Here is a 22410-nt window from a genome sequence, read left to right on the forward strand (position 1 = left end):
GAAGAGGCACTTGGGGAGTTCCCAGTCTACTCCCTCAAGCGAAGCGGCGAGAATTCACCATGGTCGAGTTCCGTCGCTCCGGCGACGTGGTATCTGTCGCAGCGCGATGCCGAGCGCCAGCATGTGCTGCTGCTTGATGCTGACCCCGTGCTCTTTCATCTCCATCCACACGCCCTGCCAGCCGTCCAGTTCGATGCGTTCCAGATGGGCGGTCTGCCGGAACTGGTCGGCATAATCCTCGCGATTGCCCTTGTCCAGCAGGCGCGGCGCTGGTTCCGGCAGCAGCAGGAAATCGACGCGCGGCAGGCCGGCGGCGATGCACAGGCCGGCCGGGTCGTAGTCGGCGAACACGCCGACGCGCACCGCCGCCGGCAGCGCGCCGAGCAAACGCCGGGCGCCGCGCGCCAGACCACCGTGACCGCGATAGAGGATCAGGCTGTCGGCCAGCCCGGCCGGGGCCCGGTAGCCTTCCCAGTCGTCGAAGCTGTCGAGGTTTTCGATCACCAGTACCTGGACAACGGCGGAAAGGTCCAGGCTCTCCAGCGGCACGCGCAGGCTCAGGCTGGGCGACAGGGTCGGCAACGGCGCGGGCAGGCGTCCCTTGAGCAGCACGAAGCCATCGTCGGGGCGCTGGCGGGCGGTCTTCTCGTCGATGAAACCCTGTGCCGCCACCTGCAGGCGATTACCGCGCGGAGCGCTGGCCAGCAGGTTTGCGGCACCGCTCGCGCACTCGGCCGCCCGGCGCAGGACACGCAGCATGGCATCGTCGAAGTAGAGGCTGTTTCCCCGTGGCTCGCCGACCTCCAGCTCCTCCCGGATGAACTGCCAGGTCGCATTGAGCGGTACCCTGTGGCGCCGACTGCGCAACAGGCTGTGGATGGCCTGCAAGTGACGCGCGCTCAGGCCAGCCACAGCCTGACGTCCCGCACGATGAAATTGCCCGAGTAGACCGGATGCGGCTCGCCGATGGGGTCCAGCTCGAAGTGGCGCTTCTGCTCCTCCGGCAGCCCCTCGTAGCCGCCGATCACCTGGTACAGCCAGCTTTCCGCATCCCAGGGCAGTTCGTGCTGCGCCCGGTACTCCAGGGCCGAAAGCCGTTCGCCACCGTCGATGATCCGGCAGAAGTAGGCCTCGACGGCCGCGCGGATCGGGTTGGCGACGACCTCGAAGTCCTCGGGCGCGCCGAGCACGAATTCGCCGGCCTCGCCCGGCGCCTGGCCCAGGCGCTCGGCCGGCTGCAGACTGCGCGCCTGGGCCACCAGGGCGAGCAGGACCTCCTCCTGCGACGGGTTGTGGACGTCCACCGCGGCCGGAGCGAGGATCGCCGGGGCCTGGTTGAACAGTTGCGGGACCTGCGGCTGGGCGGCGTGGTTGCCCACCCGGTAGTCCGGCTGCTGCTCCATGTGCAGCAGCCAGCCCTTGAGCAGACGGGTGCGGCCGCGGATCTGGCGGAAGCGGCCGAGCAGTTCGAGCAGGCGGCCCTGGACCACGCTCAGCTCCTGGGAGCAGGCGCTGACCGTGCGCTGCAGGCTGGTGACCAGCAGGCGGCGCAGCTCGCGCAGGTCGCCGGCGGTCTCGGCCAGTTCCTCGAAGCTGATCAGCTCCAGCCCGGCGAGCAGTTCGCTCACCTGGGACTGGGCCAACTCGTTCTCGCGGATCTTGGCGTTGAGGGTGCCGACGTAGCCGAACTCGTTGTTGATCCGGCTCCACAGCACGCGAATGCCGTGGCCCAGGGTCTCGCCGAAGGCGTAGACGTGCTCGCGCAGTTCGCCCAGGTAAGCGTCGGCGGCCGCGTAGTCGCCCTGGTGGCGCGCCTCCTTGTAGTGGGCGGCGAGGGTCTTGAAGGTGGCCAGGGCGGCGCCGGCGTTGGCGTCGATCTGCCGGTTGCGGTCGTCGCGCAGGGCCTCCTCCAGCAGCGCGCGCACCGCCCGGCGCAGGTGCAGGTCGGCGCCGGGCTCGGGACGGTAGAGGATACCGTCCCTGACCAGCCGCTCCTCGACCGCCGGCTCCAGCGCCTGATCCGTCACCGAGCCGGCCAGGTAGGCGTCCATGATCGGCTCGGCATGCCGGCCCAGCAGGCGCAGAAAGCGCACCCCGGCCTGATGCAGGCTGCCGCTCATAGCAGCGAGCCCTGGCTGGCGCCTTCCGCGCGGCCTTCGAGGTCGAGACCCTCGCTTTCGTCGATGAAGCGGATCACCTCGTACAGGTAGTCGAGCTTGCCGGTGCCCAGGTAGATCTGCTTGTCCGGATTGGGCCGCACCAGATAGCCCAGTTCGCACAGGCGCTTGAACACCTGCTTGATCTGCCCGTCGACGCCGGCGCTGGTCGAGCCGAACAGCCGGTAGTGGCTGATCCGCGCCAGTTGCTCGCGGAACGCCGGAGTGTCCTCGACGATGCTCTGCAGCTCGTTGAGGCGCAGCGCGCTGCCCTCGGTGAGCGGCGCATCCTGGGCGCCGGCCTCCTGGACCAGCACCAGCCACTCCACCAGCGGGGAGAGGGCGGCGCAGACGTCGCGGAACTGCTGGCCGACCACCCGCCGCTCGTCCTCGCCGAGCTGCCGGTAGGCGCAGAAGAACACGTCGCCCTCGCCGGCGCCGCCGACGGTGGCGACCATGCGGTTAAGGGTGGCCAGATAGTCGTCGATCTGCTCGCGGTTGGCCGGCGTCTTCAGGAAACGCCAGGCGTCCTCGTCGCTGGTGCGGCAGATGAACTCGCCCCTGAGCAGGCGCTCGATCACTTGTCCCCTGGTCGAGAGCATTCAGGCCACCTCTCCGCTTTTCAGGTTCTTCAGGCGCTCGGCGATGGCATCCAGGCGCGGCCTGACCACCTGCAACTGGCGGGTCTGCTTGTTGACGATGTAGCGGTTGGCGAACAGCGACAGCACCTCGGAATCCGGGTTGGGGAAAGCGCCGAGGATGCGGATGTTGTTGTTGCTGCAGGCGTCGAAGATCTTCTTCACGTTGTTGTGGTGCAGGGTGCCCAGCTCGTCGATGGGCCAGTGGACGACGGCCGGCGCCGCGCCGCGCAACAGGCGGGTGAAGGCCAGCAGGAACTTGCAGAGAATCAGATAGGCCATGCCGTGGCTGGACGACTCGTTGAGCTGGCGGTCGGTGCGGATCACCAGGTCGCTGTTGCCCTCGCGCAGGCGCAGCTCGATCTCCAGGAGCCCGGCGATACCGCCACCGAGCGCCGAACGGCCGACGATGTCCAGCGTCCGGCGCATGCTGCCGGTGTAGTCCTCGCCGGGCAGTTCGCCGTAGCCGTCCTCGCGCCAGGCGCGGAAGGCCTTGATGAAAGCCTTGAGTTCCGGCCAGAACTCCAGCTCGCCGATCCGCGAACGGATGCGCACCGCCGACTCGGAGACGCCGTCGAGGAACAGTTCCTCGCCGACCTCGCGGGTGATCCGCGCGCTCTGCGTGTCGATCTTGCGGTCGATGTCGGCGAGCACCTCGTAGTAGTGGTTGAGCTCGATGCCGAAGTTCTTGCCCAGATCGCGCAGCGCGGCGATCTTCTGCGGCACCAGGACGTTGAGCAGTTCCGCCAGGTGCGGCACCAGGCGACGGTAGTCGAGGCTCGGGATGCCGCGCTCGCCGACCTGGGTGCATTCGGCGCGGCTGCGCTCCCAGGTTTCCGCCAGGCCGGAGCCGGACTGCCCGGCGATCAGGCCGTCGAAACGCTCGACGTGGGCCTTGATGGCGGCGAGCTGCCGCTCGCGGGCCTGCAGCAGCTCCTCGCCGAGGCGCAGGCGCTCGTCCAGCTCGCCCTCGGCGGGGCTGGCCTCGCGCGGCAGTTTCAGCTCGCCGAGGCGGCGCAGCAGCGTCCTGAGACGGCCCAGCGCCTCGTCGAGCTGGCCCTTGAGCTGTACGGCCCGCTGGCGGCCTTCCTCCAAGCGGCCGCGCTCGGCCTTGTAGGCGGTGCTGGCGCCGCCCAGCCGCTGCTCCAGGTCCGCGGCCAGGTCGCGGCTTTCGCCCAACTGGCCCTGCAGCTTGGGTTTGCGCGCCAGCCAACTGTGCCGGTACCAGTCATCGTAGCGCAGCACCTCGTCGCGGCGCTGTTCGGTACGGGCGATCCGCTCGCCGAGCGCCTTCATCTGGCGCTTGAGTTCGACGATGGCGTTCTCGTCGACGCCACGCGACTTCAACTCGTCCCTGTACCAGCGTTCGCACTCCTCCAGCTCGGCCCGGGCGCCGGCGCGGCGCGCCTCGGCGGCGGCCTTGAGCTGGCGGATCTGGTTGTCCAGGCTGCCGAGCACCTGCTGCCAGTGCGCCGAGGTTTCCAGGCGCTCCTCGCCGTAGCGGCTCTTCAATTCGGCCAGCCAGGCATCGCGCTCGGCGACCAGCAGCTCGAGCGCGCCATCCAGCTCGACCAGTTGCCTGCGCGCCTGGCTGCGCCGCTCGGCCACCGCGGCGTCCAGCCGGTCCTTCTGGGCGCGGCGCTCCTCCTTGAGGCGCTGGCGGTCGTCGCGGCGGTTCTGCGCCTCGCTGCGCGCCACCACCAGTTGCCGCTGCGACTCCTCCAAGGCGGCGTTGGCCTCGACCAGCCGGGCCTCGGTCTCCTTCTGTTGGTTCTCGGCATCCTGCAAGGCGTCCTGGGCGAGTTGCAGGCGCTGGCGCAGCTCGGCCTCGCTGGCGGCGTAGCCGGGGACTTCGAGGGCGGCCAGGTCCAGGTGCACGCCGAACAGGCCGCCTTCGCCGTCGTCGCCCAGCGCCGGCTTGAGGTCGGCGCGCTTGAGCAGTTCCGGATGGATGACCTTGCCGATCCGGCTCTCCCAGCCCGGCTGCTCGCGGCGCAGGAATTCCAGCAGGGTGTGCTGGCCGGGATAGAGCATCAGTTCGATCTCGTCGAGCTGCTCCTGGCGCTCGACCAGCCGCCGCGCGCCCAGCGTGAAGGCGCCATGGGCCTCTTCGCGGCGGGCGCGCAGGCCGCGCTCCTGGGTTTCCAGATGGCGCACCCGGGCCTCGGCGGCCTCGACCCTCTCGTCGGCCTCCTCGAGACGACGGTCGAGGATCGCCAGGGCGAGGTTCTCCTCCTCGCTGTAGCCGAGGTTGCGGCTCCGCTGGTCGAGACGATCGCGTTCGAGCCTGCGCTCGTACTCGCGGCGGTTGAAGTCTTCCAGGCCTTCCTGGCGGCGGGCGACGAAGGCGCTCTCGAGGGCGTGCAGCGCCTCGTCCTGCCGGGCCTTGCGCTCGTCGCGCTCCTCGCGCAGGGCCTCTTCCTGGCCGCGCAACTGCTCCAGCGCCAGCTCGCGCTGGTCCTTGATCGCCTGCTGGCGCTCCAGCCAGGCGCGCTCGACGTCCTGGTGGCGCTCGGTGAGCAGGCGGTGGCGGGCGTCGAGGTTGGCCATCTCGTCGCGCCAGGCGCCGACCTGTTCGAGATCGGCCTTGGCCTGCTCGATGTCGGCGTCCAGATAGCCCTGGTATTGCCGCTCGATCTGCTCCAGTTCGTCCTCGATGCGGCCGATGTCGCCGCGGGCGGCGGACAGCTCCTGGTTGAGCGCGTCGCGCCGCTCCTTCCAGCCCTCTTCCAGTTGGCGGAGCTGGAAGCCGCTCCGCTCGATCGACGCCTCGGTCTCTTCCTGGGACTGGAACAGGCGCGGCTCGTCGGCCTTGTAGCCGAACAGCAGGCCGGCCAGGCGCAGCTCGCCGCCCAGCAGGTCCTGGTATTCGCGCTCCAGGCGCTCGAACTCCGGGCGGATGGCGTTGAAGCCCTGGATCAGGCGGCTGTCGCGAATCCAGTCCTCGACCCGCTGCAGGTTGAGGTGGGTGGCCGGCGGGCTGACGCCGTCTTCCTCGAGGATCGCGGCGACCATCGACTTGATGGTCTCCATCTTGCCTTCCCGCGAGTGCACGGCGCGCGCCAGCTTCTCGATATGGCGCAGCGAGTGCTCCGGATCGCAGAGCGAGAACTGCCGGGCCCAGCCGCGCAGCTCGGCGCGCTGACCGTCGGCGGCGAGCAGGCTGCGGTCGTTCTGGATGATGGCGCGGAACTGGGTGGTGTTGATCAGCCGGGTGGTGTTGACGCCGCCCTGCCGGAAGCGCCGCCCCAGTTCCTCCATGCTCAGGCAGACGATGGCGTCGCCCTGGCGGTTCTTCACGTAGTCGTCCAGTTCGAAGCCCTTCTGCACCAGGCGATAGGTCACCCCCCGGCCGTCGCTGGCGGCGGCCAGCACCGCCTGGCAGAGCTGGCCGTCCATGCGCTGGTATTCGTAGACGATGAAACTCTGCTCGGTGGGCAGGTACCAGCGCTCGAAGCTGTCGCGGGTAGCCGGCACCACGCGGCTCGGGTACTCGCCGTAGAACACCGGCACCAGCCGCTGCAGGGTGGTCTTGCCGGAGGCGTTGGTACCGCAAATGTTGGTGTGGTCGTCGACGACCAGTTCCACCACGCCCTGGAGGTGGGTGTTGATCAGGATGATGCGATTCAGGCCGGGCATGCGGGTCCTTCGGAAAAACGGTGATGGCGGCAGCCGAAAAGGCTGGCAGTGTAGCGCCTGAGGGCGATTTGCGCAGAGACCGCCGGACCGTCCGGTAAATTCCTTCCGAGCTGCGGCCGGCACGGAACCGACATGGCATAATTCCCCTCCTCCATCCCGACCACACGATATCCAGATGACAGACGGAACCCCGGTCCTCTACGGCATCAAGGCCTGCAACACCATGAAGAAGGCCCGCGCCTGGCTCGACGCGCAGGGCGTGGCCTACCGCTTCCACGACTACAAGAGCGCCGGCATCGACCGCGCGCACCTGGAGAAGTGGTGCGCCGAGCACGGCTGGCAGGTCGTGCTCAACCGCGCCGGCACTACCTTCCGCAAACTGGATGACACACAGAAGGCCGATCTTGATCAGGCCAGGGCCATCGAGCTGATGCTCGCCCAGCCTTCGATGATCAAGCGCCCGGTGCTCGACCTCGGCGAACGCAGCCTGGTCGGCTTCAAGCCGGAACTCTATTCCGCCGCGCTGGCCTGAGGCCGGCGCCTTCACGAATCAGCAACAAGGAACGCCCCCATGTCCACCACCCTGTTCAGCCTGGCCTTCGGCGTCGGCACCCAGAACCGCCAGGGCGCCTGGCTGGAAGTCTTCTACGCCCTGCCGCTGCTGCACCCGGCCGCCGAGCTGGTCGCGGCGGTCGCGCCGCTCATCGGCTACAGCGGCGGCAACCAGGCGATCGCCATCGACACCGACCGGGCCGCCGAGCTGGCCGTGGCGCTGAAAGGCATCGACCCGGCGCAGTCCGCCCTGCTCACCCGCCTGGCCGAATCCCACAAGCCGCTGGTCGCCACCCTGCTGGCCGAGGACGCCGCCCTCACCTCCACCCCGGAGGCCTATCTCAAGCTGCACCTGCTCTCCCATCGCCTGGTCAGGCCGCACGGGCAGAACCTCGCCGGGATCTTCCCGCTGCTGCCCAACGTGGCCTGGACCAGCCAGGGCGCCGTCGATCTGGGCGAACTGCCGGCCCGCCAACTGGAGGCACGCCTGAAGGGCGAGTTGCTGGAGGTCTTCTCGGTGGACAAGTTCCCGAAGATGACCGACTACGTGGTGCCGTCCGGGGTACGCATCGCCGATAGCGCGCGCATCCGCCTGGGCGCCTACATCGGCGAAGGCACCACGGTGATGCACGAGGGCTTCGTCAACTTCAACGCCGGCACCGAGGGTCCGGGGATGATCGAGGGCCGCGTCTCGGCCGGCGTGTTCGTCGGCAAGGGCTCGGACCTCGGCGGCGGCTGCTCGACCATGGGCACCCTGTCCGGCGGCGGCAACATCGTCATCTCGGTCGGTGAAGGCTGCCTGATCGGCGCCAACGCCGGCATCGGCATCCCGCTGGGCGACCGCAACACCGTGGAATCCGGCCTGTACGTCACCGCCGGCACCAAGGTCAATCTGCTCGACGAGCAGGGCCGACTGGTCAAGGTGGTCAAGGCCCGCGAGCTGGCCGGCCAGCCGGACCTGCTGTTTCGCCGCAACTCGCAGAGCGGCGCGGTGGAGTGCAAGACCCACAAGTCGGCCATCGAGCTGAACGAGGCGCTGCACGCCCACAACTGAGCCACCGCGCCGCCTTCTGCGGACGCGACCACAGGCGTAGGGTGGATGGCCGAAGCCATCCACCCTGGCGGGCGCCGGGCGGCGATTGGTGGAAAACGCTGCGCGGTTTTCCACCCTACGGATCGCGGACGAATCCGTTTCTTACAAAAACGGTGTTTACAACGAATCGCATGACGACAAACGTCGCCGCCCCGAAGGCCTCCCCATCATTCACGACGACGCACCGACCATGTCCCTTCCCTCCCCCTGGCGGGCCGACTTCCCGGCCTTCGCCGCCTTCGCCCGGGACGGCCAGACCTACCTGGACAGTGCCGCCACCGCGCAGAAGCCACAGGCGATGCTGGACGCCCTGCTCGGCCACTACGCCGGCGGCGCGGCCAACGTGCACCGCGCCCAGCACTGCCCCGGCGAGCGCGCCACGCGGGCCTTCGAGGCGGCGCGGGCGAAGGTCGCCGCCTGGCTGAACGCCGGAAGCGCCGAGCGGATCGTCTTCACCCGCGGCGCCACCGAGTCCCTCAACCTGCTCGCCTACGGACTCGAACACCTGTTCGCGCCGGGCGACACGATCGCCGTCGGCGCCCTGGAGCACCACGCCAACCTGCTGCCCTGGCAACGCCTGGCGCAGCGCCGCGGTCTCGACCTGGTGGTGCTGCCGCTGGATGGCGCCGGCGACATCGACCTGGAGCAGGCCGAGCGGCTGATCGGCCCGCGCACCCGGCTGCTCGCGGTCAGTCAGTTGTCCAACGTGCTCGGCCGCTGGCAGCCGCTCGACGCACTGCTCGCCCTGGCCAGTTCCCGGGGCGCGCTGACGGTGGTCGACGGCGCCCAGGGCGCGGTCCACGGTCGCCACGACCTGCGGTCGCTGGCCTGCGACTTCTACGTGTTCTCCGCGCACAAGCTCTACGGCCCGGACGGCCTCGGCGTGCTCCACGGCCGTCCGCAGGCCCTGGAACGCCTGCAGCACTGGCAGTTCGGCGGCGAGATGGTGCAGCAGGCCGACTACCACGAGGCGCGCTTTCGCCCGGCGCCGCTCGGCTTCGAGGCCGGCACCCCGGCGATCGGCGCGGCCATCGCCTTCGGCGCCACCCTGGACTACCTGCAGAGCCTGGACGGCACGGCGGTCGCCGCCCACGAGGCGGCTCTGCACCGGCGCCTGCTCGCCGGACTGCGCGCTGTCGCCGGTCTGCGCCTGCTCGCCGAGCCGCACAACGCGCTGGCCAGTTTCGTGATCGAAGGGGTGCACAACGCCGATCTGGCCCATCTGCTCGCCGAACAGGGCATCGCCGTGCGCGCCGGCCAGCACTGCGCCATGCCGCTGCTGCGCCGCCTCGGCCTGCCCGGCGCGCTGCGCGTGTCGCTCGGCCTGTACAGCGACGGGAACGATCTGGAGCGCTTCTTCGCCGCCCTCGAACGCGCCCTGGAACTGCTGCGATGAGCCTGCCCGCCGCCGCCGGCGAGGCCCTGGAAGCCTTCGCCCGATGCCCCGGCTGGGAACAGCGGGCGCGCCTGCTGTTGCAGTGGGGCGAGCGTCTCGAAGCGCTGAGCGACGCGGAGCGCTGCTCGGCCAACCAGGTGCAGGGGTGCGAGAGCCAGGTCTGGCTGCTCGGCGAACGACGGGACGGCCACTGGCATTTCCGCGCCGGCAGCGATGCGCGGCTGCTGCGCGGTTTGCTGGCAGTGCTGCTGGCGCGGGTCGATGGCCTCGATGCACAGGCCTTGCGGGCCGTGGATCTGGCCGACTGGTTCGCCCGCCTCGGCCTGTCCCGCCAGCTCTCGCCGTCGCGCAGCAACGGCCTGAATGCCGTGCTGCAACGAATGCGCGAACTGGCCGGTTAGGGTTTCCGCTCGAGCCGGCCGGTCGCCTCCAGCCACTGGACGGCGTCGCGTTCCAGCCACAGGCGCGCCGGCGCGGCATCGCGCACCCGGGCGTCGAGGAAGGCCAGGCTGAGGCTCTGCAGGCTGGCCATCTGGCGCGGATCGATGCGTTCCTCCATGCCTTGGCCGCGGCCCATCCGACTGCCGCCACCGGGGCCGCCGCCCTTGCCGCCGGGACCACCGGCGCGTCCGCCGCCTGCAGGACCGCCACCGGGCCCGCCGCCCCCACCGGGTCCCCCACCGCCGCCAGGCCCGCCGCTTCCGCCACGACCAGCGCCCCCCTCCGGCCGGCCGCCGGACGAAGGTCCGCCCTGACGCCCGCCGCCCGCTCCGGCCATGTCCTCGAACGAGCCACTCAGCAGCCGATGACTGGCCTCGGCGGCGATCAGTTGATAGCTGCCGGAGGTCCTCACCCCCTCCCAGAGCCGCTGGCGGCGGCTCGGCGGGTCGACCCAGCCGAAAGGGTCCTCGTCGTGCGGCCCGGTGACCGCCAGCAGCGGCGTACCGATGCGGCCAAAGCGGTCGCCCCCGCCGTCCTCGGCGACATAGGGACTGAGCAGGATCGCCGCCCTCGGCTGCCAGCCGGCCGGCGCCGATGCTCCGGCCGCGCGCTCGCCGGCCAGGGCGGCGGCGGTCTGCGCGCCGAGATCGAAGCCGGCCACCGCCAGCCGCTGCCAGTCGACCCTGGCCAGGTTCGGCTCGCCGGCTTGCGCCCGTCTGCGCAGATCCGCCAGGACCTGATCGAGCACGGCGATGCGCGCCGCCAGGGCCTGGTCAGCGAAGCTCTTCTGCGCCAGGGAGCGGAATACCCCCACCTGCGCCTCGGAGCTGGAGTAGATCACCCGTCCGTACTGCCGAGGTTGTACCGAAAGCACCGCGTAGCCGGCCTCGGCCCAGGCCCGGCGCCATTGCACACCGTCCCGGCTGCTCTCGCCGAGCCCCGGCAGATAGAGGATCAGCGGCATCCCCTGGACCTGTTCCGGCGCCAGCCAACTGACCTCCACCGCCTGTCCGGCCACCTGCCATTCGTCATCCCAGCCGCGCACCGGCGACCGCGCGGCCGGCCGGTAGGCGCCCTCCAGTCGACGCTCGAGGTTTTCACCGGGCGGCGGACCGGGCGGCTCGGGGCGCCCGGCGCAGGCGGCCAGCACGGCGCCGACGAGCAACGGCAGGGAAAGACGCAAGAGCCTGGATTTCGACATTCGCACGGACTCCGGGGCGGTTCGCAACGGCGGTCGATTATGTCAGGCGGGTGGCAAGAGTTAGGTCAAGATGGGTAAGCGTGGGTAAAGAATCCCGGATAATCAGGCGGACGATGCGCGCCGCTCCGCCGGACGACGGGCGCCGGCCACCAGCTTGTCCACCGCCCTGGCCGCGGCGGCCATGCCGAAGCTGGCGGTGACCATGGTCACCGCGCCGAAGCCGCCGGCGCAGTCGAGCTTCACGCCCTCGCCGACGAAGCCCTTGCTCTGGCATACCGTGCCGTCCGGCTTGGGGTAGCGCAACTGCTCGCTGGAGAACACGCAGGGCACGCCATAGGTCCGCCCCGGCGTGCGCGAGAAGCCGTAGTCGCGGCGCAGGGTCGAGCGCACCTTGGCGGCGAGCGGGTCGTTGAAGGTCTTGTTCAGGTCGCAGACCTGGATCCGCGTCGGATCGATCTGCCCGCCGGCGCCGCCGGTGGCGACGATGCCGATCTTGCGCCGCTTGCACCAGGCGATCAGCGCCGCCTTGGCCGCCACGCTGTCGATGCAGTCGATGACGAAATCCAGGTCTTCGGTGATGTGCTCGGCCATGGTTTCGCGGGTGACGAAGTCGGCCACCGCATGCACCCGGCACTCGGGGCTGATGGCGCGCAGGCGTTCGGCCATCGCCTCCACCTTGGGCCGGCCCACCGCCCTATCCAGGGCATGGATCTGCCGGTTGGTGTTGGTGATGCAGATATCGTCCAGGTCGAACAGGGAAATCTCGCCGACCCCGCTGCGCGCCAGCGCTTCCGCCGCCCAGGAGCCGACCCCGCCGATGCCGACCACCGCCACGTGGGCCGCGGCCAGGCGGGCCAGGCCTTCGCTGCCGTAGAGACGGGCGATACCGCCGAAGCGCCGATCTTCAGTAATCATTGTTCCACCTCGCGAACCGGCGGCTATTATCGGCGCAGGCACGGCGGGATTGAAGCCTCCGCCGAACTTGCCCGGCCATCCGCTGCCAAAGGGTGGCAAGCCGCGCCGGGCCTGGCGTGGCAGGACAGGCGGGAGCTATACAGGTCAGGGATGGCAACGTAGGATGCGTCAACGGCGTTCGCCGGCTTCTCCTGCTCCACCTCTTGGAACCTGAATCAGTCATGTCATCGCATAAATTCGGACTCAATCTGGTGGTGGTCGTGGCAGTCGCTGCGCTCTTCACCGGAATCTGGGCGCTCTACAACCTGCCGGTCACCGCGCCGGACTGGCCCGAGCAGATCTCCGGCTACTCCTTCTCCCCCTTCCGCCCCGGGCAGAATCCCCAGGAAAACCGCTACCCGAGCGACGATGAAATCCGCGCCGACCTGGAGTTGCTCAGCCGGCAGACCGACAGCATCCGCACCTATTCGGTGGACGGCAACCTGGCCAACGTGCCGCGCCTGGCCGAGGAGCTGGGCCTGCGCGTGACCCTGGGCATCTGGATCAGCCAGGACATGGAGCGCAACGAGCGGGAAATCGCCAAGGCCATCGAGCTGGCCAAGAGCTCGCGCAGCGTGGTGCGCGTGGTGGTCGGCAACGAGGCGCTGTTCCGCAGCGAGATCACTCCCGAGGCGCTGATCGCCTACATCGACCGGGTCCGCGCCGCGGTCAAGGTGCCGGTGACCACCTCCGAGCAGTGGCACATCTGGCAGGAATACCCCGAGCTGGGCCGCCACGTCGACCTGATCGCCGCGCACATCCTGCCCTACTGGGAATTCGTGCCGATGGAGGACTCCGTCCAGTTCACCCTCGACCGCGCCCGCGACCTGAAGAAACTGTTCCCGAGAAAGCCGCTGCTGCTCTCGGAGGTCGGCTGGCCGAGCAACGGCCGTACCCGCGGCGGCGCCGAGGCCACCCAGATCGACCAGGCGATCTACCTGCGCACCCTGGTCAATACCCTGAACGCCCAGGGCTACAACTACTTCGTCATCGAGGCCTTCGACCAGCCCTGGAAGATCGACGACGAGGGCTCGGTCGGTGCCTACTGGGGCGTCTACAACTTCGAGCGCCAGCCCAAGTTCGCCTTCGAGGGACCGGTGGTGGCCATTCCCCAGTGGCGCCTGCTGGCGGTCGGCTCGGTGGTCCTCGCCGTACTGGCCCTGGCTCTGCTGCTGATCGATGGCAGCGCGCTGCGCCAGCGCGGACGCACCTTCCTGACCTTCGTCGCCTTCGCCTGCGGCTCGATCCTGGTGTGGATCGGCTACGACTACAGCCAGCAGTACAGCACCTGGTTCAGCCTCACCGTCGGCTTCCTGCTCGCCCTCGGTGCGCTCGGCGTGTTCATCGTGCTGCTCACCGAGGCCCACGAACTGGCCGAGACGGTATGGACGCTCAAGCGCCGCCGGCCGTTCCCGCCGGTGACCGCCGACGAAGCCTACCGGCCCAAGGTGTCGATCCACGTGCCCTGCTACAACGAACCGCCGGAGATGGTCAAGCAGACCCTCGACGCCCTCTCGCGCCTGGACTACCCGGACTTCGAGGTGCTGGTGATCGACAACAACACCAAGGACCCAGCGGTCTGGAAGCCCCTCGAGGAGCACTGCGCGCGCCTCGGCCCGCGCTTCAGGTTCTTCCACGTCGCGCCGCTGGCCGGCTTCAAGGGCGGCGCGCTGAACTACGTGCTGCAGTACACCGCGCCGGACGCCGAAGTGGTCGCGGTGATCGACTCCGACTACTGCGTCGAACGCGACTGGCTCAAGCACATGGTGCCGCACTTCGCCGACCCGAAGATCGCCGTGGTGCAGTCGCCGCAGGACTATCGCGACGACCGCGAAAGCGCTTTCAAGAAGCTCTGCTACGCCGAATACAAGGGCTTCTTCCATATCGGCATGATCACCCGCAACGACCGCGACGCGATCATCCAGCACGGCACCATGACCATGACCCGGCGTTCGGTGCTGGACGAACTGGGCTGGGCCGACTGGTGCATCACCGAGGACGCCGAGCTGGGCCTGCGGGTGTTCGAGAAGGGCCTCTCGGCCGCCTATTCCGAACGCAGCTACGGCAAGGGACTGATGCCCGACACCTTCATCGACTTCAAGAAGCAGCGCTTCCGCTGGGCCTACGGCGCCATCCAGATCATGAAGCGCCATACCCGCAGCCTGCTGTGGGGCAAGGAGAGCGAGCTGACCCGCGGCCAGCGCTACCACTTCCTGGCCGGCTGGCTGCCGTGGATCGCCGACGGGCTGAACATCTTCTTCACCCTCGGCGCCTTGCTGTGGTCGGCGGCGATGATCATCGTCCCGCACCGGGTCGACCCGCCGTTGCTGATCTTCGCCATCCCGCCGCTGGCGCTGTTCTTCTTCAAGGTCGGCAAGATCCTGTTCCTCTACCGCCGCGCGGTGGGCGTCAACCTCAAGGACGCCTTCTACGCCGCGATCGCCGGCCTGGCGCTGTCGCACACCATCGCCAAGGCGGTGCTCTACGGCTTCTTCACCAGCAGCATCCCGTTCTTCCGCACACCGAAGATGGCGAACAACCACGGCATCCTGGTGGCCCTGGCGGAAGCCCGCGAGGAGGTGGTGATCATGCTGGTGCTGTGGGGCGCGGCCGCCGGCATCGCCCTGGTGCAGGGCTTCCCGAGCAACGACGTGATCTTCTGGGTGGCGGTCCTGCTGATCCAGTCGCTGCCCTATCTGGCGGCGCTGATCATGGCGCTGCTGTCGTCGCAGCCGAAGAAGGTTCAGGAGGTCCCGCTCGTCGAAGCCGTCTGACAGGCGGTCGGCATTGCCGGACAGCGCTGCGGCAGCGCCGCCCCCTCCTGCGCCCCGAAAGCCGCTGCAGCCCCGCAGCGGCTTTTGTCTTAAAATGCCGTCCTTTTCCCGCCGTTTCGGAGCCATGATGACCGCCACCGCCCTCTCCCCCACCCTGGCGCTCGCCTGCGAACTGATCGACCGGCCCTCGGTCACGCCGCTGGACGAGGGTTGCCAGGCGCTGATGATGGCCCGCCTGGGCGCCCTCGGCTTCGCCCTGGAACCGATGCGCATCGGAGAGGTGGAGAATTTCTGGGCCCGTCGCGACGGCGGCACGGGCGAGGGACCGGTACTCTGCTTCGCCGGCCATACCGACGTGGTGCCGACAGGTCCGCACGAAGCTTGGCAGACCCCGCCCTTCACCGCCACCCTCGACGCCGACGGCATGCTCCGCGGGCGCGGCGCGGCGGACATGAAGGGCAGCCTGGCGGCCATGCTGGTCGCGGTGGAACGCTTCGTCGCCGACCATCCGCGCCATCGCGGGGCGATCGCCTTCCTGATCACCAGCGACGAGGAAGGCCCGGCGCTGCACGGTACCCAGGCGGTGGTCGAGCGCCTGCGCGCGCGTGGCGAACGCCTGGACTGGTGCATCGTCGGCGAGCCGTCGAGCAGCGAGACGCTCGGCGACGTGGTGAAGAACGGCCGGCGCGGCTCGCTCGGCGCGACTCTGACGGTGCGCGGCAAGCAGGGCCACGTGGCCTATCCGCAACTGGCCAGGAATCCCATCCACCAGGCCGCGCCGGCGCTGGCCGAACTGGCCGCCGAGCACTGGGACGACGGCAACGCCTTCTTCCCGCCGACCAGCTTCCAGATCTCCAACATCCAGGCCGGCACCGGCGCCACCAACGTGATCCCCGGCGAGCTGCAGATGTTGTTCAACTTCCGCTTCTCCACCGAGTCCACGGTGGAGGGTCTGCAGCGGCGCGTCGCGGCGATCCTCGACCGCCACGGCCTCGACTGGCACATCGACTGGGCGCTGTCCGGCCTGCCCTTCCTCACCGAACCGGGCGCACTGCTGGACGCCGTGTCGGCCAGCATCCGCGCGGTGACCGGCCGGGACACCACGCCCTCGACCAGCGGCGGCACCTCGGACGGCCGCTTCATCGCCACCCTGGGCACCCAGGTGGTCGAGGTCGGTCCGCTCAACGCCACCATCCACCAGGTCGACGAATGCGTGCTGGCCAGCGACCTGGAGCTGCTCACCGAAATCCACTACCAGACCCTGGTGCGGCTGCTGGCATGCTGATCTGTCCTCTCTGCCGGGGCACGCTGCAGCCTGACGAGCAAGGCGCGACCTGCCCGGCCGGCCACCGCTTCGATCGCGCCCGCCAGGGCTACCTGAACCTGCTGCCGGTACAGCACAAGAAAAGCCGCGATCCCGGCGACAACCAGGCGATGGTCGAGGCGCGCCGGCGCTTCCTGGAGGCCGGCCACTACGCCCCGCTGGCCCTGCGCCTGACCGAACTGGCCGCCGAACGCGCGCCGCGCCGCTGGCTGGACGTCGGCTGCGGCGAGGGCTACTACACGGCGCAACTGGCCGCGGCCCTGCCCGCTGCCGATGGCTACGCCCTGGACATCTCCCGCGAGGCGGTCAAGCGGGCCTGCCGCAGGGCTGCGCAATTGACCTGGCTGGTGGCCAGCATGGCGCGAGTACCGCTGGCCGATGCCAGTTGCGAACTGCTGGCCAGCCTGTTCAGCCCGCTCGACTGGCAGGAGGCGCGGCGCCTGCTGGCTCCCGGTGGCGGCCTGCTGCGCATGGGGCCGACCCGCGAGCATCTGCTGGAACTGCGCGGCCTGCTCTATGACGAGGTGCGCGAATACGACGACGCCAAGCACCTGTCGCTGATTCCGCCCGGCATGCGGCTCGCGCACAGCGAAACGCTGAGCTACCGGCTGCGTCTGGATGCCGCCGGGGATCGTGCCGACCTCCTGGCGATGACCCCGCACGGCTGGCGCGCCAACGCCGAACACCGCGCCGCGGTGATCGCCGCGCCCTTAGAGGTCACGATCGCCATACGCTACGATTGGATCGAACGAAATTGACGCAAGGGTCTGTCGATCCTGGGGAATTCGCCATGCGCCAACCCGACATCGAAATCTACCTGAAGGACGGCGACCAGCAGGCGGTCACCGACTGGCTGAACGCCGCCATAGGGCCCTGCACGCCCTGGCAGCGCCAGGGCCAGACCTTCAAGTGCCAGGCGGCCGACGGCGCGCCCATCACCTGGCTGCCGAACGCGGTGGGCAAGTGGCACAGCCTGTTCATCGAAAGCGAGCGGACGCCCTGGGAGGACGACCTGGCCTTCGCCCGCGCTGCCTTCGCCGCGCTGGGCGTGCAGATCCGCTGCGCGCCGGGGGGCTGGCAGGAAGAGGAAAGCGTCGATGCCGCCGACCGCTGGATCAAGATCGACGATACGGGCGAACAGGAGTTCATCTGGCGGACCCACTGAGGGCCGAGGACGCCTCGGCGCCTGCCGAAGCCTGGAGAGAAGCGTGGAGAAGCGGACAGGCCCGTCGCCGACGGACCTGCCGGTGTCTTACATCTTGGAGACGTCTTCCGCCTGCAGGCCCTTCTGGCCCTGGATCACCGAGAATTCCACCTTTTGTCCCTCGATCAGGGATCGGTGACCTTCGCCGCGGATGGCGCGGTAATGGACGAACACGTCCGGGCCGCTCTCGCGCTGAATGAATCCATAGCCTTTGGCATCATTGAACCACTTGACGGTTCCGACCTCACGATCAGCCATTACCACTCTCTCCACACATGCAATTTTTGTTCGACTTACCAGAGGCCACCATGGCCCGCGGACGTGCTCCAAACCCTCAAACATGCTCTAGGCTTGGGTGTTGAAGGCGCATCCCTGGAAGCACCGCTTGGGCAGTATAAAGCAACCACCTGGGCAGGGAAGGACTTTTTGTCGCAGGCGCAACCCCTCCAGATCAATAAATCGGTCGAAAATTCCACTATTTTCATCGATTTGGAGGTTGCTATCGGCTCCGAAATATCTTCTGGAGCCGGTCCCTGCCCTCCTCTCAGGCCCGCCGCCGGCGCCACAGCCAGACAGCCAGCGCGCCCAGGGTCAGCAGCATCGGTACCAGGGCGATATTGAGGAACTTGAGGGTACGCCCGAGCGCCTCGATGTCGGCATTGAACTGGTAGCGCACCTCGCGAAGTTCCTTGCGGATACGCAGCTTTTCCTGGAGGAACTGCTGCAGGGTGGCCTGCTGCTCGGGGCTCAGTTCCAGGACCTTGCCCGGCTCCTCGCCCTGCTGCAGGGCGGCGAGCTGCCGCTCGGTCTGCTCCAGGCGCTGCTGCAGCACCTCCTCCTTCTCGCGGAAGCGCGCCTCCGCCTCGCGCTGCAGCGCCTCGACCACCTCGAACGGACGGCTGAAGCGGCCGCGCGAGCGTACCTCGATCAGCGCGTCGGAGCCGGCCAGGTTGTCCAGCGCGTTGATCGCGAAGCTGGCGTTGTCGGCGAACGGCTGCGGGATGCGCTGGCCGAAGAAGTCCTGTATCCGCACCCACATGCGGTCGCTGAGCAGGTCGCTGTCGGCGACCAGGATCAGATTGATGTTGTCGACCGACTTGATGCCGTCCTTGCGCCCCTCGATCCCGTCCGGATAGGCCGATCTGGCCGGCCCGTCGACTCGCGCGGCAATGGCGTAACGCTCGCCGGTCGGTTGCAGATCGGCATAAAGACTCTGCGGATCGTCGACCGCGGCGACGCGCTCGGCGTCCAGCGGCATGGCATGGGTGGAACTCTGGATGAGCGGCACGAAACGGGTCGAGGCGCCCTCCAGCGGATCGAGGATACCGGCGCTGGCGACGATCAGGCTCTCCAGTCCGGCGGTGGTGACGTCCTGCTGATCGAGCGCTTCGGGCGGCAGGTTCAGCCAGGTGGGATGGCGCACCGCCCGCTGTCCCTGGCCGAGGCTCACGGCCATGGCATAGACGCCGTCGCCGAGCACCTCGGCGGGGCGCAGGCGCACGCCCCAGGCCTTGAACAGCGGCTCCAGATCGGATGCCCGGCCAGCGCCCATCTCGCCGGACAGGCTCATGCCGCTGTCGATCTCGCTGAGCGGATCGACGAAGGCCAGCAGCTTGCCGCCGCGCATCACGAACTGATCGATGGCATAGAGGGTCTGCTCCGGCAACTGCTTCGGATGCACCAGCAGCAGCACCGAAACCTCCTCGGGAATCTGGTCGACACCGGGCTCGAGGCTCTCGATGCGAAACAGTTGGCGAATTTCCTCGAGCACCATCCAGGGCGCCGTCGGCTGTCCGGCGAGCATGTCGAAGCCGCCGTTCAACTGCAGCCCGGAAAGCACTCCGACGACCGGCAGGCGGGCATGCGCCAGACCCTGCACCAGGCGGCTGATCTCGTATTCGAGGAACTCCTCCTGATCCAGCGGGAAGAACGGGATCGCCTGGGTGTTGCCCGCCGCGTTGCGTCCGGCCAGACCGAAGTAGACCTGCTCGTCGCCCTGGTTCAGCGGCACCGCCTGCAGGCCGAACTCGGCGGCGCGATCCTCGTCCTCGGAGAACGGCTCGGGGTCGACGATGTGCAGGCGCAGCTTGCCGTTCGCCACCCGCTCGTAGGCCTTGAGCATCTCTTCGACCCGCCGGGCGTAGTTGCGCAGCGGCGCCAGTTCGCGTGTGGCCTGGTCGGAGTAGAAGAAATACAGGTCCAGCGGCTGCTCCAGCCCGGCGAGAATACGCTCGGTGCCGGCGGACAGGGTGTAGAGCTTCTGCTCGGTGAGATCCAGGCGGGCGTTGCCCGGCAACTGGCTGGAAAGAACGTTGAAGGCCAGGAACGCCACTGCGATGAGCAGCAGCCCGACGCCCGAATAAAGGATCTTCTTCATGTCAGTCGGCCTTCTTCAGATCGACCACCACCGCGGTGGCGGCCAGCCAGGCGGCGATCAGGGAGAGGAAATAGAGCAGATCGCGCAGATCGAGAACGCCCTTGCTGATCGCGTCGAAACGTACCAGGAAGCTCAACGAGGCCACCGCATCGAGCAGCCATTGCGGCGCCCAGTCGGCGAAGGCGTCGAGCACCAGCGGAAAACCGCTGACGATGAACAGGAAACTCAGGCTGACGGCGAGGATGAAGGCGATCACCTGGTTCTTCGCCAGCGCCGACATGCACGAGCCGATCGCCAGGTAGGCGCCGGCCAGCAGCCAGCTACCGAGGTAGCCGGTGAGAATCGCGCCATTGTCCGGGTCGCCCAGGTAATTGACGGTGAACACCATGGGGAAGGTCAGCAGCAATGCCAGGCCGGCGAACACCCAGGCGGCGAGGAACTTGCCGACGACCGCCTCGAAGCGGCCGATCGGCAGGGTCATCAGCAGCTCGATGGAGCCCGACTTGCGTTCCTCGGCCCAGAGGCGCATGGCGATGGCCGGGACCAGGAACAGGTAGAGCCAGGGATGGAAATCGAAGAAAGGCGCGAGGCTCGCCTGGTTGCTCTCGAAGAAGCGGCCCAGGTAGAAGGTGAACACCCCGGAGAGAACCAGGAAGATCAGGATGAACACATAAGCCAGGGGCGTGGCGAAATAGCTGCCCAGTTCGCGCTTGAAAACCACCGGTAGCTGCCTCATGCCGCCTCCCCTCGGGTCAGACTGCGGAACACTTCGTCGAGGCGGCCGCGCTCCACGTCCAGCTCGCGCACCTGCCAGCCGCGCTGGTGGATCAGCGCATTGACCTGGGGAAAGATCACCTCCCCCGGCCTGGCCAGCACGGTGAGGCTGCCCTCGCGTGGATTGCTCTCGATTCCGGCGACGCCCGGCAGCGCCGCCAGCGCATTCTGCTCCAGGCCCTCGCCGACCAGGGTCACCGCCTGGTGGTAGCGCGAGCGGCTTTCCAGCTCCAGCGGCGTGCCGTCGGCCACCAGCCTGCCGGCGGCGATGATCAGCGCGCGGCTGCACACCGCCGTCACCTCCTCGAGGATATGGGTGGAGATGATCACGATGCGGTCGCGGGCCAGATCGCCGATCAACCGGCGCACCTGATGCTTCTGGTTGGGATCGAGGCCATCGGTCGGCTCGTCGAGGATCAGCACCGGCGGCTCGTGGAGAATCGCCTGGGCCAGGCCGACCCGGCGCTTGAAGCCCTTGGAGAGGGTATCGATGCTCTGCCCGAGCACCTTCTCCAGTTCCAGCCGCTCGACCGCCGCGGCGACCCGCCGCCGCTTCTCCGCGCCGCGGAAACCGCGCACCTCGGCGATGAAGCCGAGGAAGCCGGCCACGCGCATGTCCCCATAGCAGGGCGCGCCCTCCGGCAGATAGCCGATCAGCCGCTGGGCCTGGAGGGTCTGGCGGCGGATGTCGAAACCGAGGATGCGCGCGGTGCCGGAGGTCGGCGCGAGAAAGCCGGTGAGCATTTTCATGGTGGTGGACTTGCCGGCGCCGTTGGGGCCGAGAAAGCCCAGCACCTCCCCCGGCTGGACGCGGAAGGACAGATCGTCCACCGCGGTGCGCTGCGCGAAGCGCCTGGTCAGCTTCTCTATCTCGATCATGGCCTCTCATCCGTGTAGTAAGGCCTTCCCGCCAGCCGACGGCCACAGGCGGGAAACGCCTCGTTCGATCCGTTGAAAAGCCCGCCCTGTGCGGACGGGTCCGGCGCCGATGGCCGCGTATCGGGGGCCTTCCAACGGCCAGTGGTGAATGCCGGCGGACTATAAGGAGTCCGCCGCCGGCCTGGCAAGCCACTGCCCGGTGCCACGCCCCTCCCCCGCAAGCGCTCTGCCATGCGGGCGGAAAGCCCGATTCGCGGGAGCCGGACTGTTCCGCTCCGCCCGCCTCGGCTAAGCTGGCCGTCCCTTTTCCGCGCGGAATGCCATCATGCGTCGAATCGCCCCGCTGCTCGCCGGCCTCGTGCTGGGTACCCACGCCTTCGCCCTCTCCCTCGCCGATCTCAGCCAGGGGGATGCCAGCGGCGGACTCAAGGACGCACTCAGCCAGGGGGCGCAACTGGCCGTACGGCAACTGGGCCAGCCCGGCGGCTTCAGCAACGATCCCGCGCTGCGCATCGAGCTGCCGGGCGGTCTGGGCAAGCTCGCCAAGACCATGAAACTGATGGGCATGGGCAGCCAGGTCGAGCAACTGGAGGCCAGCATGAACCAGGCCGCCGAGGCCGCCGTTCCCCAAGCCGGGAGCCTGTTGCTGGATGCGGTGCGCAAGATGACCGTGGCCGACGCCAAGGAGATTCTCTCCGGTTCGGAGGATGCGGCCACCCAGTACCTCGACCGCAGCAGCCGCGAGCAGATCCGCGCCAAGTTCCTGCCCATCGTCAAGCAGGCGACCGACCAGGTCGGCCTGGCCCGCCAGTACAACGCCTTCGCCGCCAAGGCGGCTGGCTTCGGCGCGATCGATGCGAAAAGCGCCAATCTCGAAAACTATGTCACCGAGCGGGCGCTCGACGGACTGTTCGAGGTGATCGCCGGCGAGGAAGCCAAGATCCGCGAGAACCCGACCGCCGCCGCCACCAGCCTGGCGAAGAAGGTGTTCGGCGCCCTGTAACGCGC

19 protein-coding genes are annotated in these 22410 nt (G+C 68.7%); 9 read left to right on the forward strand and 10 right to left on the reverse strand.

From position 1 onward, the window contains the following. Positions 1-54: 54 nt before the first annotated feature. The 4 genes from AVCA_RS17765 to AVCA_RS17780 are packed head-to-tail and all read right to left on the reverse strand — an operon-like array spanning position 55 to position 6433. On the reverse strand, positions 55-912 hold the full coding sequence (locus tag AVCA_RS17765; protein ID WP_236616260.1) for a DUF7281 domain-containing protein: 858 nt from the start codon (positions 910-912) through the stop codon (positions 55-57). Then, on the reverse strand, positions 900-2120 hold the full coding sequence (locus AVCA_RS17770; protein WP_012702420.1) for a hypothetical protein: 1221 nt from the start codon (positions 2118-2120) through the stop codon (positions 900-902). Before AVCA_RS17770 ends, AVCA_RS17765 begins: the two co-directional genes overlap by 13 nt. Continuing rightward, on the reverse strand, positions 2117-2758 hold the full coding sequence (locus tag AVCA_RS17775; RefSeq protein WP_012702421.1) for a hypothetical protein: 642 nt from the start codon (positions 2756-2758) through the stop codon (positions 2117-2119). The genes AVCA_RS17770 and AVCA_RS17775 overlap by 4 nt, the downstream gene beginning before the upstream one ends. Then, positions 2759-6433 (reverse strand): ATP-binding protein, encoded by a 3675-nt coding sequence (locus tag AVCA_RS17780; RefSeq protein WP_012702422.1) that lies wholly within the window; start codon positions 6431-6433, stop codon positions 2759-2761. A 175-nt stretch (positions 6434-6608) separates the two neighbouring features. Between AVCA_RS17780 and AVCA_RS17785 the strand changes: the two genes are divergently transcribed. The 4 genes from AVCA_RS17785 to AVCA_RS17800 all read left to right on the forward strand — a co-directional run bounded on the left by AVCA_RS17785 (position 6609) and on the right by AVCA_RS17800 (position 9875). Next, a complete protein-coding gene (locus AVCA_RS17785; protein WP_012702423.1) occupies positions 6609-6965 on the forward strand; it encodes an ArsC family reductase in 357 nt (118 codons plus the stop codon). A gap of 39 nt (positions 6966-7004) precedes the next feature. Then, complete coding sequence (dapD, locus tag AVCA_RS17790) at positions 7005-8039, forward strand: 2,3,4,5-tetrahydropyridine-2,6-dicarboxylate N-succinyltransferase (protein ID WP_012702424.1); 1035 nt, start codon at positions 7005-7007, stop codon at positions 8037-8039. Positions 8040-8268: 229 nt separating this feature from the next. Further along, positions 8269-9474: an aminotransferase class V-fold PLP-dependent enzyme gene (locus tag AVCA_RS17795; protein ID WP_175555869.1), complete on the forward strand. Its 1206-nt coding sequence runs from the start codon at positions 8269-8271 to the stop codon at positions 9472-9474. After that, positions 9471-9875 (forward strand): SufE family protein, encoded by a 405-nt coding sequence (locus AVCA_RS17800; RefSeq protein WP_012702426.1) that lies wholly within the window; start codon positions 9471-9473, stop codon positions 9873-9875. The genes AVCA_RS17795 and AVCA_RS17800 overlap by 4 nt, the downstream gene beginning before the upstream one ends. Here AVCA_RS17800 and AVCA_RS17805 read toward each other — a convergent pair. Together AVCA_RS17805 and tcdA are read right to left on the reverse strand one after the other, a co-directional pair. Then, complete coding sequence (locus AVCA_RS17805) at positions 9872-11116, reverse strand: alpha/beta hydrolase (protein ID WP_012702427.1); 1245 nt, start codon at positions 11114-11116, stop codon at positions 9872-9874. The two genes, AVCA_RS17800 and AVCA_RS17805, sit on opposite strands and share 4 nt — an antisense overlap. A 102-nt stretch (positions 11117-11218) precedes the next feature. Continuing rightward, the gene (gene tcdA / locus AVCA_RS17810) at positions 11219-12031 is read right to left on the reverse strand and encodes a tRNA cyclic N6-threonylcarbamoyladenosine(37) synthase TcdA (protein ID WP_012702428.1); all 813 of its coding nucleotides are present in this window, start codon (positions 12029-12031) and stop codon (positions 11219-11221) included. 221 nt (positions 12032-12252) lie between these two features. On the opposite strand from tcdA, the gene AVCA_RS17815 reads away from it, so the two are divergent. From AVCA_RS17815 to AVCA_RS17830, 4 genes are all read left to right on the forward strand, one after another. Continuing rightward, positions 12253-14844: a glycosyltransferase gene (locus AVCA_RS17815; RefSeq protein ID WP_012702429.1), complete on the forward strand. Its 2592-nt coding sequence runs from the start codon at positions 12253-12255 to the stop codon at positions 14842-14844. 127 nt (positions 14845-14971) lie between these two features. Then, complete coding sequence (gene dapE, locus AVCA_RS17820; protein ID WP_041807375.1) at positions 14972-16129, forward strand: succinyl-diaminopimelate desuccinylase; 1158 nt, start codon at positions 14972-14974, stop codon at positions 16127-16129. Then, the gene (locus AVCA_RS17825) at positions 16123-16926 is read left to right on the forward strand and encodes a putative RNA methyltransferase (protein ID WP_012702431.1); all 804 of its coding nucleotides are present in this window, start codon (positions 16123-16125) and stop codon (positions 16924-16926) included. The genes dapE and AVCA_RS17825 overlap by 7 nt, the downstream gene beginning before the upstream one ends. A gap of 32 nt (positions 16927-16958) precedes the next feature. Then, positions 16959-17333, forward strand: a complete 375-nt coding sequence (locus AVCA_RS17830) for a hypothetical protein (protein ID WP_012702432.1) — start codon at positions 16959-16961, stop codon at positions 17331-17333. An 87-nt stretch (positions 17334-17420) separates the two neighbouring features. Here the strand turns inward: AVCA_RS17830 and AVCA_RS17835 are convergent, their stop codons facing one another. The 4 genes from AVCA_RS17835 to AVCA_RS17850 form a co-directional block, all read right to left on the reverse strand. Continuing rightward, the gene (locus tag AVCA_RS17835) at positions 17421-17630 is read right to left on the reverse strand and encodes a cold-shock protein (protein ID WP_012702433.1); all 210 of its coding nucleotides are present in this window, start codon (positions 17628-17630) and stop codon (positions 17421-17423) included. Between the two features lie 286 nt (positions 17631-17916). Continuing rightward, entirely contained in the window at positions 17917-19749 is a 1833-nt protein-coding gene (locus AVCA_RS17840; protein ID WP_012702435.1) for a GldG family protein, read from the reverse strand. Position 19750: 1 nt separating this feature from the next. Further along, positions 19751-20485 carry an ABC transporter permease subunit gene (locus AVCA_RS17845; RefSeq protein WP_012702436.1) on the reverse strand — a complete coding sequence of 245 codons (735 nt, stop codon included), beginning with the start codon at positions 20483-20485 and terminating at the stop codon, positions 19751-19753. Then, positions 20482-21402, reverse strand: a complete 921-nt coding sequence (locus AVCA_RS17850; RefSeq protein ID WP_012702437.1) for an ABC transporter ATP-binding protein — start codon at positions 21400-21402, stop codon at positions 20482-20484. The genes AVCA_RS17845 and AVCA_RS17850 overlap by 4 nt, the downstream gene beginning before the upstream one ends. A 325-nt stretch (positions 21403-21727) precedes the next feature. Between AVCA_RS17850 and AVCA_RS17855 the strand changes: the two genes are divergently transcribed. After that, the gene (locus tag AVCA_RS17855) at positions 21728-22405 is read left to right on the forward strand and encodes a DUF4197 domain-containing protein (protein ID WP_012702438.1); all 678 of its coding nucleotides are present in this window, start codon (positions 21728-21730) and stop codon (positions 22403-22405) included. Positions 22406-22410: the final 5 nt, after the last annotated feature.

The organism is Azotobacter vinelandii CA, from assembly GCF_000380335.1.
GTDB classification, from domain to species: Bacteria; Pseudomonadota; Gammaproteobacteria; order Pseudomonadales; family Pseudomonadaceae; genus Azotobacter; species Azotobacter vinelandii.

Bases quoted from the DNA above. Each gene is read 5' to 3' on its own strand.
- AVCA_RS17780 (WP_012702422.1), bottom strand. From the start codon at position 6,433: ATGCCCGGCCTGAATCGCATCATCCTGATCAACACCCACCTCCAGGGC.
- AVCA_RS17840 (WP_012702435.1), bottom strand. From the start codon at position 19,749: ATGAAGAAGATCCTTTATTCGGGCGTCGGGCTGCTGCTCATCGCAGTG.
- AVCA_RS17815 (WP_012702429.1), top strand. From the start codon at position 12,253: ATGTCATCGCATAAATTCGGACTCAATCTGGTGGTGGTCGTGGCAGTC.
- AVCA_RS17845 (WP_012702436.1), bottom strand. From the start codon at position 20,485: ATGAGGCAGCTACCGGTGGTTTTCAAGCGCGAACTGGGCAGCTATTTC.
- AVCA_RS17805 (WP_012702427.1), bottom strand. From the start codon at position 11,116: ATGTCGAAATCCAGGCTCTTGCGTCTTTCCCTGCCGTTGCTCGTCGGC.
- AVCA_RS17785 (WP_012702423.1), top strand. From the start codon at position 6,609: ATGACAGACGGAACCCCGGTCCTCTACGGCATCAAGGCCTGCAACACC.
- AVCA_RS17825 (WP_012702431.1), top strand. From the start codon at position 16,123: ATGCTGATCTGTCCTCTCTGCCGGGGCACGCTGCAGCCTGACGAGCAA.
- AVCA_RS17835 (WP_012702433.1), bottom strand. From the start codon at position 17,630: ATGGCTGATCGTGAGGTCGGAACCGTCAAGTGGTTCAATGATGCCAAA.
- AVCA_RS17850 (WP_012702437.1), bottom strand. From the start codon at position 21,402: ATGATCGAGATAGAGAAGCTGACCAGGCGCTTCGCGCAGCGCACCGCG.
- dapE (WP_041807375.1), top strand. From the start codon at position 14,972: ATGACCGCCACCGCCCTCTCCCCCACCCTGGCGCTCGCCTGCGAACTG.
- dapD (WP_012702424.1), top strand. From the start codon at position 7,005: ATGTCCACCACCCTGTTCAGCCTGGCCTTCGGCGTCGGCACCCAGAAC.
- AVCA_RS17800 (WP_012702426.1), top strand. From the start codon at position 9,471: ATGAGCCTGCCCGCCGCCGCCGGCGAGGCCCTGGAAGCCTTCGCCCGA.
- AVCA_RS17775 (WP_012702421.1), bottom strand. From the start codon at position 2,758: ATGCTCTCGACCAGGGGACAAGTGATCGAGCGCCTGCTCAGGGGCGAG.
- AVCA_RS17770 (WP_012702420.1), bottom strand. From the start codon at position 2,120: ATGAGCGGCAGCCTGCATCAGGCCGGGGTGCGCTTTCTGCGCCTGCTG.
- AVCA_RS17830 (WP_012702432.1), top strand. From the start codon at position 16,959: ATGCGCCAACCCGACATCGAAATCTACCTGAAGGACGGCGACCAGCAG.
- tcdA (WP_012702428.1), bottom strand. From the start codon at position 12,031: ATGATTACTGAAGATCGGCGCTTCGGCGGTATCGCCCGTCTCTACGGC.
- AVCA_RS17855 (WP_012702438.1), top strand. From the start codon at position 21,728: ATGCGTCGAATCGCCCCGCTGCTCGCCGGCCTCGTGCTGGGTACCCAC.
- AVCA_RS17795 (WP_175555869.1), top strand. From the start codon at position 8,269: ATGTCCCTTCCCTCCCCCTGGCGGGCCGACTTCCCGGCCTTCGCCGCC.